The organism is Blastomonas sp. UPD001, from assembly GCF_003426715.1.
In the GTDB taxonomy this organism is placed as follows: Bacteria; Pseudomonadota; Alphaproteobacteria; order Sphingomonadales; family Sphingomonadaceae; genus Blastomonas.
Map to the genome: position 1 here is coordinate 284,005 of NZ_QKVT01000001.1, position 13,033 is coordinate 297,037.

General features: G+C 64.4%; 12 protein-coding genes. 10 read left to right on the plus strand and 2 right to left on the minus strand.

Annotated elements, in window-relative coordinates; translation table 11 throughout:
- Window positions 1–138: 138 nt before the first annotated feature.
- The 4 genes from DM995_RS01385 (at window position 139) to DM995_RS01400 (ending at window position 2,923) form a co-directional block, all read left to right on the plus strand.
- Window positions 139–921: an SDR family NAD(P)-dependent oxidoreductase gene (locus DM995_RS01385; RefSeq protein ID WP_116968253.1), complete on the plus strand. Its 783-nt coding sequence runs from the start codon at window positions 139–141 to the stop codon at window positions 919–921.
- Between the two features lie 57 nt (window positions 922–978).
- Entirely contained in the window at window positions 979–1,845 is an 867-nt protein-coding gene (locus DM995_RS01390; RefSeq protein ID WP_023837656.1) for a crotonase/enoyl-CoA hydratase family protein, read from the plus strand.
- Window positions 1,838–2,473: a TetR family transcriptional regulator C-terminal domain-containing protein gene (locus tag DM995_RS01395; protein ID WP_023837655.1), complete on the plus strand. Its 636-nt coding sequence runs from the start codon at window positions 1,838–1,840 to the stop codon at window positions 2,471–2,473. Before DM995_RS01390 ends, DM995_RS01395 begins: the two co-directional genes overlap by 8 nt.
- A gap of 174 nt (window positions 2,474–2,647) precedes the next feature.
- On the plus strand, window positions 2,648–2,923 hold the full coding sequence (locus DM995_RS01400; RefSeq protein WP_116968254.1) for a hypothetical protein: 276 nt from the start codon (window positions 2,648–2,650) through the stop codon (window positions 2,921–2,923).
- Between the two features lie 175 nt (window positions 2,924–3,098).
- On the opposite strand, the gene DM995_RS01405 is transcribed toward DM995_RS01400, so the two are convergent.
- Entirely contained in the window at window positions 3,099–3,665 is a 567-nt protein-coding gene (locus DM995_RS01405; protein ID WP_353653340.1) for a DUF2147 domain-containing protein, read from the minus strand.
- Window positions 3,666–3,675: 10 nt separating this feature from the next.
- Here DM995_RS01405 and DM995_RS01410 point away from each other — a divergent pair, with 10 nt between their 5' ends.
- From DM995_RS01410 to DM995_RS01420, 3 genes are all read left to right on the plus strand, one after another.
- On the plus strand, window positions 3,676–4,830 hold the full coding sequence (locus tag DM995_RS01410) for a parallel beta-helix domain-containing protein (protein WP_353653341.1): 1,155 nt from the start codon (window positions 3,676–3,678) through the stop codon (window positions 4,828–4,830).
- A complete protein-coding gene (locus DM995_RS01415; protein WP_198669218.1) occupies window positions 4,827–5,852 on the plus strand; it encodes an SO2930 family diheme c-type cytochrome in 1,026 nt (341 codons plus the stop codon). The genes DM995_RS01410 and DM995_RS01415 overlap by 4 nt, the downstream gene beginning before the upstream one ends.
- Window positions 5,853–5,916: 64 nt before the next feature.
- Window positions 5,917–6,789 (plus strand): S-methyl-5'-thioadenosine phosphorylase, encoded by an 873-nt coding sequence (locus tag DM995_RS01420; protein WP_116968256.1) that lies wholly within the window; start codon window positions 5,917–5,919, stop codon window positions 6,787–6,789.
- 9 nt (window positions 6,790–6,798) lie between these two features.
- Here the strand turns inward: DM995_RS01420 and DM995_RS01425 are convergent, their stop codons facing one another.
- Complete coding sequence (locus tag DM995_RS01425) at window positions 6,799–7,650, minus strand: oxygenase MpaB family protein (protein ID WP_116968257.1); 852 nt, start codon at window positions 7,648–7,650, stop codon at window positions 6,799–6,801.
- Window positions 7,651–7,797: 147 nt separating this feature from the next.
- Between DM995_RS01425 and DM995_RS01430 the strand changes: the two genes are divergently transcribed.
- The 3 genes from DM995_RS01430 (at window position 7,798) to DM995_RS01440 (ending at window position 12,997) form a co-directional block, all read left to right on the plus strand.
- A complete protein-coding gene (locus tag DM995_RS01430; RefSeq protein ID WP_023837650.1) occupies window positions 7,798–10,410 on the plus strand; it encodes an EAL domain-containing protein in 2,613 nt (870 codons plus the stop codon).
- 65 nt (window positions 10,411–10,475) lie between these two features.
- Entirely contained in the window at window positions 10,476–11,099 is a 624-nt protein-coding gene (locus tag DM995_RS01435) for a YceI family protein (protein WP_116968259.1), read from the plus strand.
- Between the two features lie 98 nt (window positions 11,100–11,197).
- Window positions 11,198–12,997: an arylsulfatase gene (locus tag DM995_RS01440; protein ID WP_116968260.1), complete on the plus strand. Its 1,800-nt coding sequence runs from the start codon at window positions 11,198–11,200 to the stop codon at window positions 12,995–12,997.
- Window positions 12,998–13,033 lie beyond the last annotated feature (36 nt).

Below are 13,033 nucleotides of genomic sequence, written 5' to 3' on the forward strand. Positions count from 1 at the left end.
CGCGCCACAGGCGAGGCGGAGGGGTATCTACATTCGCGCAAGCGGGGGCCCCTCCATCACTTCGTGTTCCCCCTTCCGCGTGAAGGGGAGAATACGCGAACCCGATCCGCATTCTTCATCTTTCAAACGGGGTTAAACATGAAACTCGATTCCTCCATTTCCGCTGTCGTCACCGGCGGCGCTTCGGGCCTCGGTGCCGCCACGGCGCGCGCGCTGGCCGCCAAGGGCGTCAAGGTCGCCATTTTCGACCTGCAGGAAGAAAAGGGCACTGCGCTCGCCAACGAGATCGGCGGTGTGTTCTGCGAAGTGAACGTGACCGATGAAGCCAGTGTCGATGCCGGCTTTGCCAAGGCACGCGCCGCGATTGGCCAGGAGCGCATCCTGGTCAACTGCGCCGGCACCGGCAACGCGATCAAGACCGCGAGCCGCTCGAAGGAAGACGGCAGCATCAAGCATTTTCCGCTCGATGCGTTCAACTGGATCATCCAGATCAACCTTGTCGGCACCTTCCGCTGCATCGCCAAATCGGCCGCGGGCATGATGACGCTCGACCCGCTGCCCGATGGCGATCGCGGTGCGATCGTCAACACCGCCTCGGTCGCGGCCGAGGATGGCCAGATCGGCCAGGCCGCCTATTCGGCCTCGAAGGGCGGTGTCGTCGGCATGACCCTGCCGATCGCGCGCGACCTTTCGAGCGAGGCGATCCGCGTCAACACTATCCTGCCGGGCATTTTCAACACCCCGCTGCTCGCCGCTGCGCCGCAGCCGGTCAAGGATGCGCTGGGAGCTTCGGTGCCGTTTCCAAAGCGTCTCGGCGATCCTGAAGAATATGCGCAGCTTGCACTGACGATGATCGAGTGCGGCTATTTCAACGGCGAGGACGTGCGTCTCGATGGCGCCATCCGCATGGCGCCGCGCTGATCGACACCGGCCCCGCTCGCTCCATGGGCGGGGCCATTTCCTTTCCGGGAGGCAGGCATGGACTATAGCACGATCCGTTACGATGTGGCCGATGGCATCGCTACAATCACGCTCAGCCGTCCGGAAAAGATGAATGCCTTTACCAACCGGATGATGGCCGAGATGATCGATGCGTTCGACGCCATCGATGCCGACGACGCCGTCCGCGCGGTCATCGTGACCGGCGAGGGCAAGGCGTTCTGTGCGGGAGCAGACCTGACGCCCGAGGGCGGCGGCGGTCCGTTTTCGAGCGACGATCCGGTCACCGATCTTTCGGACACGCGCGTCCGCGATGGCGGCGGCATGCTGACGCTGCGCATCTTCCAGTGCAAGAAGCCGGTAATCGGCGCGATCAACGGCGCGGCGGTGGGCATCGGCGTGACCATGCAACTGCCGATGGACATGCGGCTGGCCTCGACCAATGCAAGGTTCGGCTTCGTGTTCGCGCGGCGCGGGATCGTGCCCGAAGCGGCGTCGTCCTGGTTCCTGCCGCGGCTGGTCGGCCAGCAGCAGGCGCTCGAATGGTGCATGACGGGCCGCGTCTTCGGCGCCGACGAGGCATTGGCGGGCGGGCTGGTGCGCTCGGTGCATGCGCCAGAGGAACTGCTGCCCGCGGCAACCGCGCTCGCGCGCGAGATCATCGACAATACCGCGCCCGTCTCGGTCGCGCTGACCCGTGCGATGCTGTGGCGCATTCCGTCCGCGCCGCACCCTATGCACGCGCACCGGGTCGACAGCCGCGCCATATACACGCGCTCGCGTTCGGGCGATGCAGCTGAGGGCATATCGAGTTTCCTCGAGAAGCGTGCTGCGGTCTACCCTGACCGGGTTGCATCGGACATGCCGGAATTCTATCCATGGTGGGATGAACCCGGATATGAATAACGCTGCGCCCGAGAGCGAACTCAATGCGCGCGACCAGCTGATCGAAGCCGCAAGCCAGATCATGCGCGATGGCGACCAGGTCGATCTGTCGCTGAGCGAGCTTTCGCTGCGATCGGGGCTGAACAGCGCCCTGGTCAAATATTATTTCGGAAACAAGCAGGGCCTGATGCTTGCGCTGCTCGAACGCGATATGCGCAACATCGTCAACAGTCTCGACGCGCTGCTGGCCAAGAATCTGCCCCCCGACGAGAAGCTGCGCGTGCATATCCGCGCAGTCATCGGCACCTATTTCAGCTTTCCCTATCTCAATCGTCTGCTGATGCGCATGGTGCGCGACGCCGCGCCCGAGGTCTCGCGCAAGATCGCCGACGATTATCTGGTGCCGATCTCCAATGCCTATGAACGGCTGATCGAGGAAGGCGTCCAGCAGGGCCTGTTCCGCCCTATCGATCCGGGTCTATTCTATTTCACCGTCACCGGCGCGGCCGACCGCTTCTTCTCGGCGCGCCTGGTGCTGCACCATTGCTTCGGCCAGAGCGAAATGACCGAACAGATGCGTGATGATTATGCCGATCACACGCTCGATATCATCATGCCCGGGTTGCTCGTCTCTCCGCCGGCCAATTGACACCGGTTAACTGTGACCTCCCGACGAGCCGTGGGTTACATACGATCGAATAACGGTAATAAACTTACAAGGCTGAGCAACTTTCCGTAAAGCTGCGGCATGACAAATTCTGCCGCCCGATTCCCGGCCAGCTTGCCAGATAGCACCGACAGCACGCCGGCTCATTCGCGGGCTGTGTCTGCAATCGATGAGCAGGCGTTCATCGCAGCGAGCGAGCGTCTGGCGCTCGCGCTCGATCGTGCCGCCACGGGTCGCAGCGACGTCGATATTGCGGAGGCGCGCATGCGCTTGCGCGAACTCGCCGTCAAGCTGCGCGATGCAGGCTATTGGCGAACCGACAAGCACGGGTTGCGCGCCACGGTTTCGCTGCTGTGGCAGGCCGACCGGCATGTCAGCGAACTGGCTTTGCGACAGGACAAGCGTTCAGAGGGCAAAACGCCCCAGGATTGATCACAGAATCTTCAGGCCTGCCGGGTCGCAAACGGAAGCAGGTATGGAGCGGCGGGCTGGCAGCGGCTTTGAGGCAAGTACTGCGCCGGCCCGCCAACCGGTTACAAGATTTGGATGTTACTGTTTAATGACAGTATGAATGCCAAAATGTAACGGTTGAAAATCTCCGCAGCCGTTATTTGGCGGCGGTCCAGGTCTGCGCCTGGCAGAACATGGCGATACACCCTTCGACGCTGAGTGTTCCGTTCTTCCCGGCGGTGACGATCGACCTGTAGGTCTTGCCACTTTCCGGATCATAGATCTTGCCACGCCACTTCTTGCCATCGGCCACGAACCCGGACAGGATCGGCAGACCCACCAGCTTGCGCTTGCGCAGTGCCGGATCGGGATTGTTGACATCGGTCGTCACGCCGTTCTTGGGTTGCTCGATGAAGCGCGTCAGCCGTCCACAGATATTCTGGCCGCATGGCGCGATGGTCACGATGGCTCGCTTGCCCTTGGTATACCATTGACCCTGGATGGATTCCGACGCCTGGGCCTGGGTGGCGATCAGGGCGAGGCTTGCCCCCAGAATTGCGGCGAAAGCCGACAAGCGCATATTGTTCTCCATCCAGCTTGTGATTAGCCTGCGCCTCGCGGCCCCGCACGAGACGGTGGCAGGAAGACAGGATGCGTCTGTGATAACGCGGGGAGAGATGGGCATGAAGTGGAAAATTCCAGCACTGGTATCGATCGCGTCCATCGCATGGGCTGTGCCGTTGGCCGCGAAGGATATCGCCGTCGCGGCGGGTAGCGGCGCGCAGGAGCGACTTCAGGAGGCGCTGATCCTCGCCCAGCCTGGCGATGTCGTGATGCTGGGCGAAGGCCGTTTCGACCTTACCGACGGGCTGTCGCTCGACGTTGCGGGCGTCACCGTCAAGGGCGCCGGGCCGGACAAGTCGGTGCTCAGCTTTAAGGGGCAGATGGCGGCAGGCGAAGGCCTGCTCGTCACATCGGACAATGTGGTGCTGCGCGATTTCGCGGTCGAAGACAGCCGCGGAGATGCGATCAAGTCCAAGGGCGCGGACAATATCGTCTATCACAATATCCGCGTCGAATGGACCGGCGGCCCGAAGGAGACCAACGGAGCCTATGGCATCTATCCGGTCGAATCCGAAAATGTGCTGATCGATTCGGTCCTCGTCATCGGCGCGTCAGACGCCGGCATCTATGTCGGCCAGTCGCGCAACATCATCGTCCGCGATTCGATCGCCCGCTTCAATGTCGCGGGGATCGAGATCGAGAACAGCTTCAATGCCGATGTGCACGACAATGTCGCGACCAAGAACACCGGCGGAATCCTGGTGTTCGACCTGCCCAACCTGCCGCAACAGGGCGGGCACAATGTGCGCGTGTTCGACAATGTCGTGGTCGAGAACGACACGCCCAATTTCGCGCCCAAGGGCAATATCGTCGCCAGCGTTCCCAGCGGTACTGGCGTGATGGTGATGGCCAATCGTGACATCGAGATTTTCGATAATGTGTTCGACGGCAATGGATCGTCGAACATCATGATCATCGGCTATCGCCAGAAGTTCGACGACGCCCAATATCAGCCGACCGTGCGCAATGTCCGGATCAGTGACAATGCGCACGGAAAGACCGGCTTTGCCCCGCAATTTGCCGGTGGCGAGATGCTCGCAGCCGCCTTTGGCGGCAGCGTGCCGCCGATCATCTGGGACGGGGTAGGGGGCGCGGACGCGAAGGTCTATTCGAGCGACGAGGTTCCCGTGCTCAACCTGGGCCTGGCGAAGTCGGACCAGCCGATCGAGACCGCGCAGCCTGCGCTGGCCAAGCTCGCGGGTGACGCTGCGCCGAAGCTGCCGAAGATCGTGATGCCCGAGGCGATGGAAGCGGCGATCCGGTGAGACGCTGGCAGCGTCTTGCCACGATCGCCGCAGCCGCACTGCTGGTCAGCGCGCTGCCGGGTCCTGCTGCGATCAGCGATGCGGCGATCACCGATCCGGCGCTGCCGCGCAAGCTTTCCGAATTCGGCTTTTTTGCAGGACCCGGCGCGACGCGACCGGCGAGCGCGCTCGTTGCCTATGGCCTGCGCACGCCCCTGTTCTCCGACTATGCCGAGAAGCAGCGCTTCGTCTATGTGCCAGACGGCGCGCGGGTCTCGGCCGATGCCGAAGGTCGGTTCGATTTTCCGGTGGGCAGCGCGCTGATCAAGACCTTCGGCTATGGCAGCGGTGCGGATTTTCGTGCGATCGAGACCCGCGTCCTGCTCCGGCGTGCGGGCGGATGGGAGGCCTTGCCCTATGTCTGGAACGCGGATCTCAGCGATGCCGATCTGAAGGTCGCGGGAACGCGGCTGCCGGTGACCGTGACCCGGCCCGATGGCCAGCGCATCGAGATCAGCTATGCAGTGCCCAACAAGAACCAGTGCAAGGAATGCCATTCGTCGGGGGGCGCGGTGGTGCCGATTGGCCCGACCGCGGCAAACATGGACATCGCACCATCCGCTGCCGCGGTGTTCCGCAAGCGCATAGACTGGGCCGCCGCGCCGATCGCCGCGAACGGGCCGGTGTGGAACGATCCCTCTACCGGTTCGCTCGATCAGCGCGCGCGCGCCTATCTGATGGTCAATTGCGCGCACTGCCACAACCCCAAGGGATCGGCGAGCAATTCGGGGCTGTTCCTCAACTACGGCGCTGCGGCGGATCGTACTACGACCGGCGTGTACAAGCGCCCGGTGGCGGCGGGGCGCGGCAGCGGTGGCCGCGAATTTGCGATTCTGCCGGGTCAGCCCGACCAGTCGATCATGATCCACCGCATGGCTTCGACCGAACCGGGCGTTGCCATGCCCGAAGTGGGCCGATCGATGGTGCACGAAGAGGGCGTCGCGCTGATCCGTGCCTGGATTTCGTCGCTGCCGTCCGAATAGCCTTTGCGCGCCGCGACGGCTGGTCTAGCAGACGGTCGAACCGGCGTTACAGGGGCACGAGGCAATGAGCGAATGGACCATCGGCGTGATCGGCGGATCGGGCCTTTATGCGATCGACGGGCTGGAAGATGCGCAATCGATCCGCGTCGACAGCCCGTTCGGCGAGGCGTCGGACGATATCGTCATCGGCACGCTGAATGGCCACCGGTTCGTGTTCCTGCCTCGGCATGGCAAGGGCCATCGGCTGAGCCCCAGCGACGTCAACGCGTGCGCCAATATCGACGTGCTCAAGCGCGCGGGCTGCACCGATATCCTCGCGATCTCGGCCATCGGATCGCTTCGCGAGGAACTGCCGCCCGGCCAGTTCGTGCTGGTCGATCAGTTCGTCGACCGCACCGTTCACCGCCCGAGCAGCTTTTTCGGCACTGGCATGGTGGCGCACGTCTCGATGGCGGAGCCCGTCTGCCCCCGGCTGTCGGCGCTGGCGGCGGATGCTGCGCGGGCGGCAGGCGCGCCGGTCCACCAGGGCGGGACCTATCTGGCGATGGAAGGCCCGCAATTCTCGAGCCGCGCCGAGAGCCATATGTACCGTGCCTGGGGCTGCGACGTCATCGGGATGACCGCGATGCCCGAGGCCAAGCTCGCGCGCGAGGCGGAACTGCCCTATGCGCTGGTTGGCATGGTCACCGATTACGATTGCTGGCGCGAGGGCGAGGATCATGTCGAGGTCGGCGCGATCATCGCGCAGATGAACGCCAATTCGGCCAGGGCGCGCCAGTTGGTGATCGAACTGGCCAAGATCCTCCCCGAAACGCGCGCGCCGAGCCCGATCGACACCTGTCTCGATTTCGCGCTGATCACCGCACCCGAAGCGCGCGACCCGGCGCTGCTTGCCCGGCTCGACGCGGTGGCGGGACGCGCGCTCAGGCCGCGCTGACGGCCGATTTCAGCGCGCGGGACGCACCGTCCGGCCCGGCGCCAGTGCCCAGCGGGTGACGGCGGCAATGCCGGTCGTCCCGCCGCGTACCGCGAGACGCGCGGGAAGCGAGATCGACAGCCCATGCATGCTGCGCGCCCAGCGCGGCAGCAGGTCGACCCCGGCCTGCATCGTCATGTGGTGGAACGGCGCCAGCCGCGGCGACGACGGCGGCTGGTGCAGCAGCAGGTCGGCAATCTCGCGCGTCCGCTCGTCGAAGCGCAGCCTGGGACGCGCTCGCGCCACCAGGCGCTGAGCATCGCGATAGCGACAGGGCACGGGGTCGGCGCCGAGCAGCCGCCCGATCTGTGCCATTTCGGCGAAATAACGGTCGCGCTCGGCCATGGTCATGTGCGGCTTGCGATAGCGGATATAGGCATCGAGAAAGCACAGGCTTTCGGTCACGTGCACCCAGGCCAGCGACTGCGGGTCATTGGCCTCATAGGGCGTGCCGTCGGGCAGGGTGCCGCGCACATGGTCGTGGATCCGCCGGATCCGCGCGATTTCGGCCAGGGCCTGTTCGCGGTCGCCATAGGTCGTACGCGCAAGAAACGCGGCGGTCCGGCGCAGACGCCCGCGCATGTCCTGACGAAACACCGAATGATCCCATACCCCCGCGAGCACCGCCGGATCGAGCATCTGCAGCAGCAGCGAGGCAATGCCGCCGATCATCATCGACGTGACATCGCCATGAACCTGCCAGCAGACCGATTGCGGGCCGAACAGACCGGTGTCGTTGCGCGAGATTTCGATAGCCTGGCCGCCCGGCTCGGCAAAGATGCGGCGGATTTCGCTTCCGATGGAATCGCGCAGCGTGGGCATGACGACAATATGGGGCAGGGCAGGCGGTTTGCCAATCTTCTCTCAACCATGCGCTTGTAGGCCTAGCCCTTGATTTTACACGTCTTGCCGCGCCCCGGACCGGCGGTGGTAACGCTTTGCTAATCGCACGCCTTTATGGCTTCTCCGATGTTCGGACAGAAGCAATCAGAACTGGCAACGGGTGACGCGCCAGCGCCTGCGATCCTGTCTGCGCGATCGCTGCTGGCGATCTGCGCGCTCTGGCCCGTGGTCATGGGCGTGCGCACCGTGGCGATGCTGCTGACCGCGGTCGCGACAGGATTTTCCGGCGCGATGGTCACTCCGACATTCGTTATCGCGGGTGTGCTCTCGCTGCTGATCGACCTGACCATCTACCTGCCGGGCCGCAGCAATCTGGTGCGCCGGGCGCTGGGCGACGGCTTCCCCGCGATGCTGTCGGCCCTGGTGTGCGCATCGACCGCAAGCTTCGCCTTTGCGCTGGTCAGCCTGGTGGCCGGCCATCACGAAGCGAGCACGCTCGTCGGGTTGATGGCGTTACTGGGCACCTTGCTGCCGACGCTGGCCGTGCTCGTGCCGCATCGCATGCTGATGTTCCTCACCAGCATGGCGACCGGCCTCGGCGTGCTGCTGGCCGCGTGGGACCTTCGCTTTGCGTTGGGCACGCTGGTCTTCCTGCCCGCGATGCTGCTGGTGGCGCTCATCCGCAGCAAGGACGATCGCGACGAGGAAGCCGCACTCGACGAGCAGAAGCTCAACAACGAACGCGCGCGCTGCCTGCTCTCCGACTACGAGAAATCGGGGCGCGGCTGGTTCTGGGAGACCGACCGGCAGGGGCGGATCGTCTATATCAGCGCAGAGGCGGTGATCGCGATCGAGGCCGATCCCGCCACGATCATCGGCCAGCCGCTCAGTTCGGTGATCTGCTCGCCCGGCTCCGAAGGGGGCGGCAGCGAGCGCACCTTCAACTTCCATTTCTCCGCCCGAACCGCGTTCAGCGATCTCGCTGTGCGCGTCGCCCAGTCCCAAGAGGAGCGCGCCTGGTCTCTGTCGGGCGCGCCCTTCTATAATGAATTCGGCCAGTTCGTCGGCTTTCGCGGGCATGGCACCGACCTGACCGAGGTCAAGCGCTCGCATGAGGCGGTGACCCAACTGGCCCGCTACGACAATCTGACCGGGCTCGCCAATCGTCTCTATATCAAGGAGCTGTTCGAGAAGGCGTTGACCGGCCATCGCGGCGAGCCGAGCCCCTGTTCGCTGTTCCTGCTCGATCTCGACCGCTTCAAACAGGTCAACGATACGCTCGGCCATCCGATCGGCGATGCGCTGCTCAAGCAGGTGTCCGAGCGCTTGAAGCGCACTATCGGGGACAGCGGCGAAGTGGGCCGTCTGGGCGGCGACGAATTCCAGGTCGTGCTCCCGGGCATCATCAGCGAAGAACGGCTTGCGGATATCGCCCGCTCGGTGATCATCAATCTCAGCCACCCCTATATGGTCGAGGGCAACCAGATCGTGATCGGCGCATCGGTCGGGATCGCGATCGCCGATGGCCGCAAGCATCCGGGCGCCGAGACGCTGATCCGCAATGCCGATCTGGCGCTGTATTCGGCCAAGGAAAATGGCCGCGGCATCTGGAAATTCTACAGCGAGGACATGCACAAGGTCGCGCACGAGCGACGCGCGCTGGAAAGCGAGCTGCGCGCCGCGCTTCAGGCGGGCGGCATGAGCATCGCCTATCAGCCGGTGGTGAATGTCGCGACCGAAACGATCAGCGGCTTCGAGGCGCTCGCCCGCTGGAACCATCCGGTGCGCGGCCCCATCAGCCCTGCTGCCTTCGTCCCGATTGCCGAGGAATCGGGCCTGATCATGCAGCTGGGCGAATGGGTGCTGCGCACCGCCTGCGCCGATGCGGCAAACTGGCCGAGAACGGTGCGCATCGCGGTCAACGTCTCGCCGATCCAGTTCGCCGATCCAGCCTTCCCGTCGATCGTTCTCAACGCGCTGGCGCAGAGCGGACTCGAGCCCCAGCGGCTCGAGCTGGAGATTACCGAGAGCGTCTTCCTCGACGACAAGCTCGATGCGACGCGCATATTCGAGCGGCTGAAGGGCATCGGCGTGCGGCTTGCGCTCGACGATTTCGGCACCGGCTATTCCGCGCTCGGCTATCTGCGCAGCGCGCCGTTCGACAAGATCAAGATCGACCAGAGCTTCGTGCGCGGTGCGTCGCAATCTGGCAGCGCCAACAGCGCGATCATCCGGTCGATCGTCTCGCTCGCCGAGGCACTCAACATGGAAACCACCGCCGAGGGCGCCGAGACGATCGACGAGCTCGAACTGATCCGCTCGCTCGGTTGCAGCCATGTCCAGGGCTATATCTATGGCAAGCCCGTCGGCCTGGCCGAGGCCACCGAGCGTCTCGCCGGCATCGACAACCATGTCGAGCCGGTCGGCCACAAGCGCAGCCGCGAGACCCGCTACAAGGTGCTGCGCACGATCGGCATCTATCACGACGGCTATTGCTATCCGGCGCGGATCAAGAACATTTCGCCCGGCGGCGCTTTGATCGAGGGGCTGTGGGACGTGCCTCCCGGAACCGAGTTCGAGATCGCGCTCGGTGCCAATCTCAAGGTGCGCGCGGTGGCGCGCTGGTCGGTCGAGGATCGCTGCGGCCTGCAGTTCACAGTCCCGATCAGCCTCGAGCGCTTCCGCCAGTCCAGCCCCCCGCAGATCGCGACCGGCTATCCCGAGCAACTGCGCGCATGACCCGGTGACTCGCCGGATTGCTGAGGTTAAGAACGGACGTCCATAGCCTGGCTGGAGTCCCCCCGATGATCCGTTCGCTCATCCCATTTTCCGCAGTTTCGCTGGCGCTTGCACTCGCCGCCTGCAGCGCCGGTGCCGATCAGGCCGAGGCGCCGCTGCCCGAAGGCGCGTGGCAGCTGGCGGCGGATCAGTCGAATGTCGGCTTCGTGTCGGTCAAGGCGGGCAATGTCGGCGAGGCACACAGCTTCAGGAAGCTCTCGGGCACGGTCGAACCCGAGGGCACGGTGCGCGTCGCGATCGATCTGGCGAGCGTCGACACGGGGATCGACATCCGCAATCAGCGGATGCGCGACATGCTGTTCGAGGTCGCGAATTTTCCCGAGGCGAGGCTCACCGCCAAGATCGATCCCAATGCGGTCAAGGCGCTCAAGCCCGGCGAGCGCAAGGCGATGACGGTTCCGGTGACGCTTGACCTGCACGGCACCACCAACAGCATCGAGGCACCGCTTACCGTCACCCGGCTGGCGGGCGACACCGTGCTGGTGGAGACCGCCAAGCCGCTCATCATCGATGCATCGGCGGTCGGCCTCGAAGCCGGGGGGGGCAAGCTGCAGGAAATCGCCAAGCTGCCCGCGATCAGCACCGCCGTTCCGGTCACGGCCTCATTGGTGTTCAAGCCCAAGGGCTGATCCGCGCGCTTCCCCGCCAATCAGCGGCTTGCGCTGTCCGATAATCTGTCATAGCCTCTGTCATAATGTAGCTGGGGCTATCCTGGCGGGGAGGATCTATGGCCCGGAAAAGGGTTCTCGCGGCGATCGGCCTGGCGCTGTCGCTGGCGGCAGCGGGACCATCCGCGCAACCTGACGCGAGCCCTCCTCCGGTCCGCCCGGCGCCGCCCGATCGTCCGCCCAATTTCGTGGTGCTGCTTGCGGATGACCTCGCGCTGATGGATCTCGGCATCTATGGCGGCGAGGCGCGCACGCCGAACATCGATGCGCTGGCGCGGCGCGGGCGGATGTTCACGCGCTATTACACGTCGCCCTTGTGCTCGCCCTCGCGCGCCATGCTGCTCACCGGGCTCGACAACCATCGCACCGGGGTGTCGACCATTCCCGAGGTCATTCCCGAAGAGCATATCGGCAAGAAGGGCTATTCGCTGCGATTCGAGCCGGGCGTGACCACGATTGCCAGCCGGTTGAAGCAGCGTGGCTATCGCACCTTCGTGACCGGCAAATGGCATCTCGGGCATGAGGCGGGCGATCTGCCCAATTCGCACGGTTTCGACCGATCGTTCGTGCTCGATGCGTCGGGCGCGGACAATTGGGAGCAGAAATCGTACATGCCCTATTATGCTGATGCCCCGTGGTTCGAGGACGGCAAACCGGCGACGCTCCCGAAGGACTTCTATTCCTCGCGGTTCCTGATCGACCAGATGGTCGATTATCTCGGTACCGGCGATACCGGCAAACCGTTCTTCGCCTATATCGGCTTCCAGGCGATCCATATCCCGGTCCAGGCGCCGCCCGAATTCACCCGCAAGTACAAGGACACCTATCGCGAGGGATGGGCCGCGATGCGCAAGGCGCGCTGGGAGCGCGCGCAGGCGAGCGGCCTGATCCCCCGGGGCGCCCCGCTCGCCGATCCTCCCCAAGGTTTGCGCCGCTGGGAAAGCCTGTCGTCCGAGGAGCAGGCGCTGTTCGCGCGCAACATGGCGATCAATGCCGGCATGATCGAGGCAATGGACCATCATATCGGAAGGCTGGTCGAGCATCTCAAGCGCACCGGCCAGTACGACAATACCGTGTTCGTATTCACATCGGACAATGGACCCGAGCCGAGCAATCCGCTGGCGACATCGCGCACCATGCAATGGTGGCTCGACAATAACGGCTACAGCGTCTCGGCCGACAATTGGGGCGGCAAGGGCACCTATGCCTTTATCGGCCCCGAATTCGCCAATGCCGCTGCCTCGCCGGGCGCAATGTTCAAGTTCTATAGCGCCGAGGGCGGGCTGCACGTGCCGATGATCATGGCAGGTCCCGGGATCGCGCCTGCCGCCCCCAGCGCCGCGATGACGACGGTGAGCGATATCGCGCCGACGCTGCTCGCGATGGCGGGCGGCACGCCCGATGCGAACGCCTTTGACGGCCGCTCGCTGGTGCCGCTGCTCGCCGGGCAGGCCAATGCGGTGCGCACGCCGGAAACCGCGACGGGCTTCGAGGTCTCGGGCAATGCTGCGCTGTTCAAGGGCAGCTACAAGCTGGTGCGCAACCTCAAGCCCTATGGCGACGGCATCTGGCGGTTGTACGACATCGCTTCGGACCCCGGCGAGACCCGCGACCTGAGCCAGAGCGATCCGGCGAAGTTCAAGGAGATGATGGCCGAGTATCGCGCCTATGCGAGGCGCAACGGCGTGCTCGAAATGCCCGAGGGTTATGACTCCACGGTGCAGATCGGCAAGAACACGGTTCGCAAGATGGCGTCGCGTTACTGGTACGTTCTGCTGGGGGCAGGCGTGGTTGTGATCGCGATGCTATATGGTGCCTATCGTCTGCTGCGACGGAAAGGCCGCGCGCGGCCCGCTTGACCCATTCGCGTTATTGACATAGCCTGTGACAATAAA

What these genes read in the sequence shown, in the direction of transcription:
- DM995_RS01435 (WP_116968259.1), top strand. Translation starts at nt 10,476, where the DNA reads ATGATCCGTTCGCTCATCCCATTTTCCGCAGTTTCGCTGGCGCTTGCA.
- DM995_RS01385 (WP_116968253.1), top strand. Translation starts at nt 139, where the DNA reads ATGAAACTCGATTCCTCCATTTCCGCTGTCGTCACCGGCGGCGCTTCG.
- DM995_RS01420 (WP_116968256.1), top strand. Translation starts at nt 5,917, where the DNA reads ATGAGCGAATGGACCATCGGCGTGATCGGCGGATCGGGCCTTTATGCG.
- DM995_RS01425 (WP_116968257.1), bottom strand. Translation starts at nt 7,650, where the DNA reads ATGCCCACGCTGCGCGATTCCATCGGAAGCGAAATCCGCCGCATCTTT.
- DM995_RS01395 (WP_023837655.1), top strand. Translation starts at nt 1,838, where the DNA reads ATGAATAACGCTGCGCCCGAGAGCGAACTCAATGCGCGCGACCAGCTG.
- DM995_RS01390 (WP_023837656.1), top strand. Translation starts at nt 979, where the DNA reads ATGGACTATAGCACGATCCGTTACGATGTGGCCGATGGCATCGCTACA.
- DM995_RS01440 (WP_116968260.1), top strand. Translation starts at nt 11,198, where the DNA reads ATGGCCCGGAAAAGGGTTCTCGCGGCGATCGGCCTGGCGCTGTCGCTG.
- DM995_RS01405 (WP_353653340.1), bottom strand. Translation starts at nt 3,665, where the DNA reads ATGGACGCGATCGATACCAGTGCTGGAATTTTCCACTTCATGCCCATC.
- DM995_RS01430 (WP_023837650.1), top strand. Translation starts at nt 7,798, where the DNA reads ATGTTCGGACAGAAGCAATCAGAACTGGCAACGGGTGACGCGCCAGCG.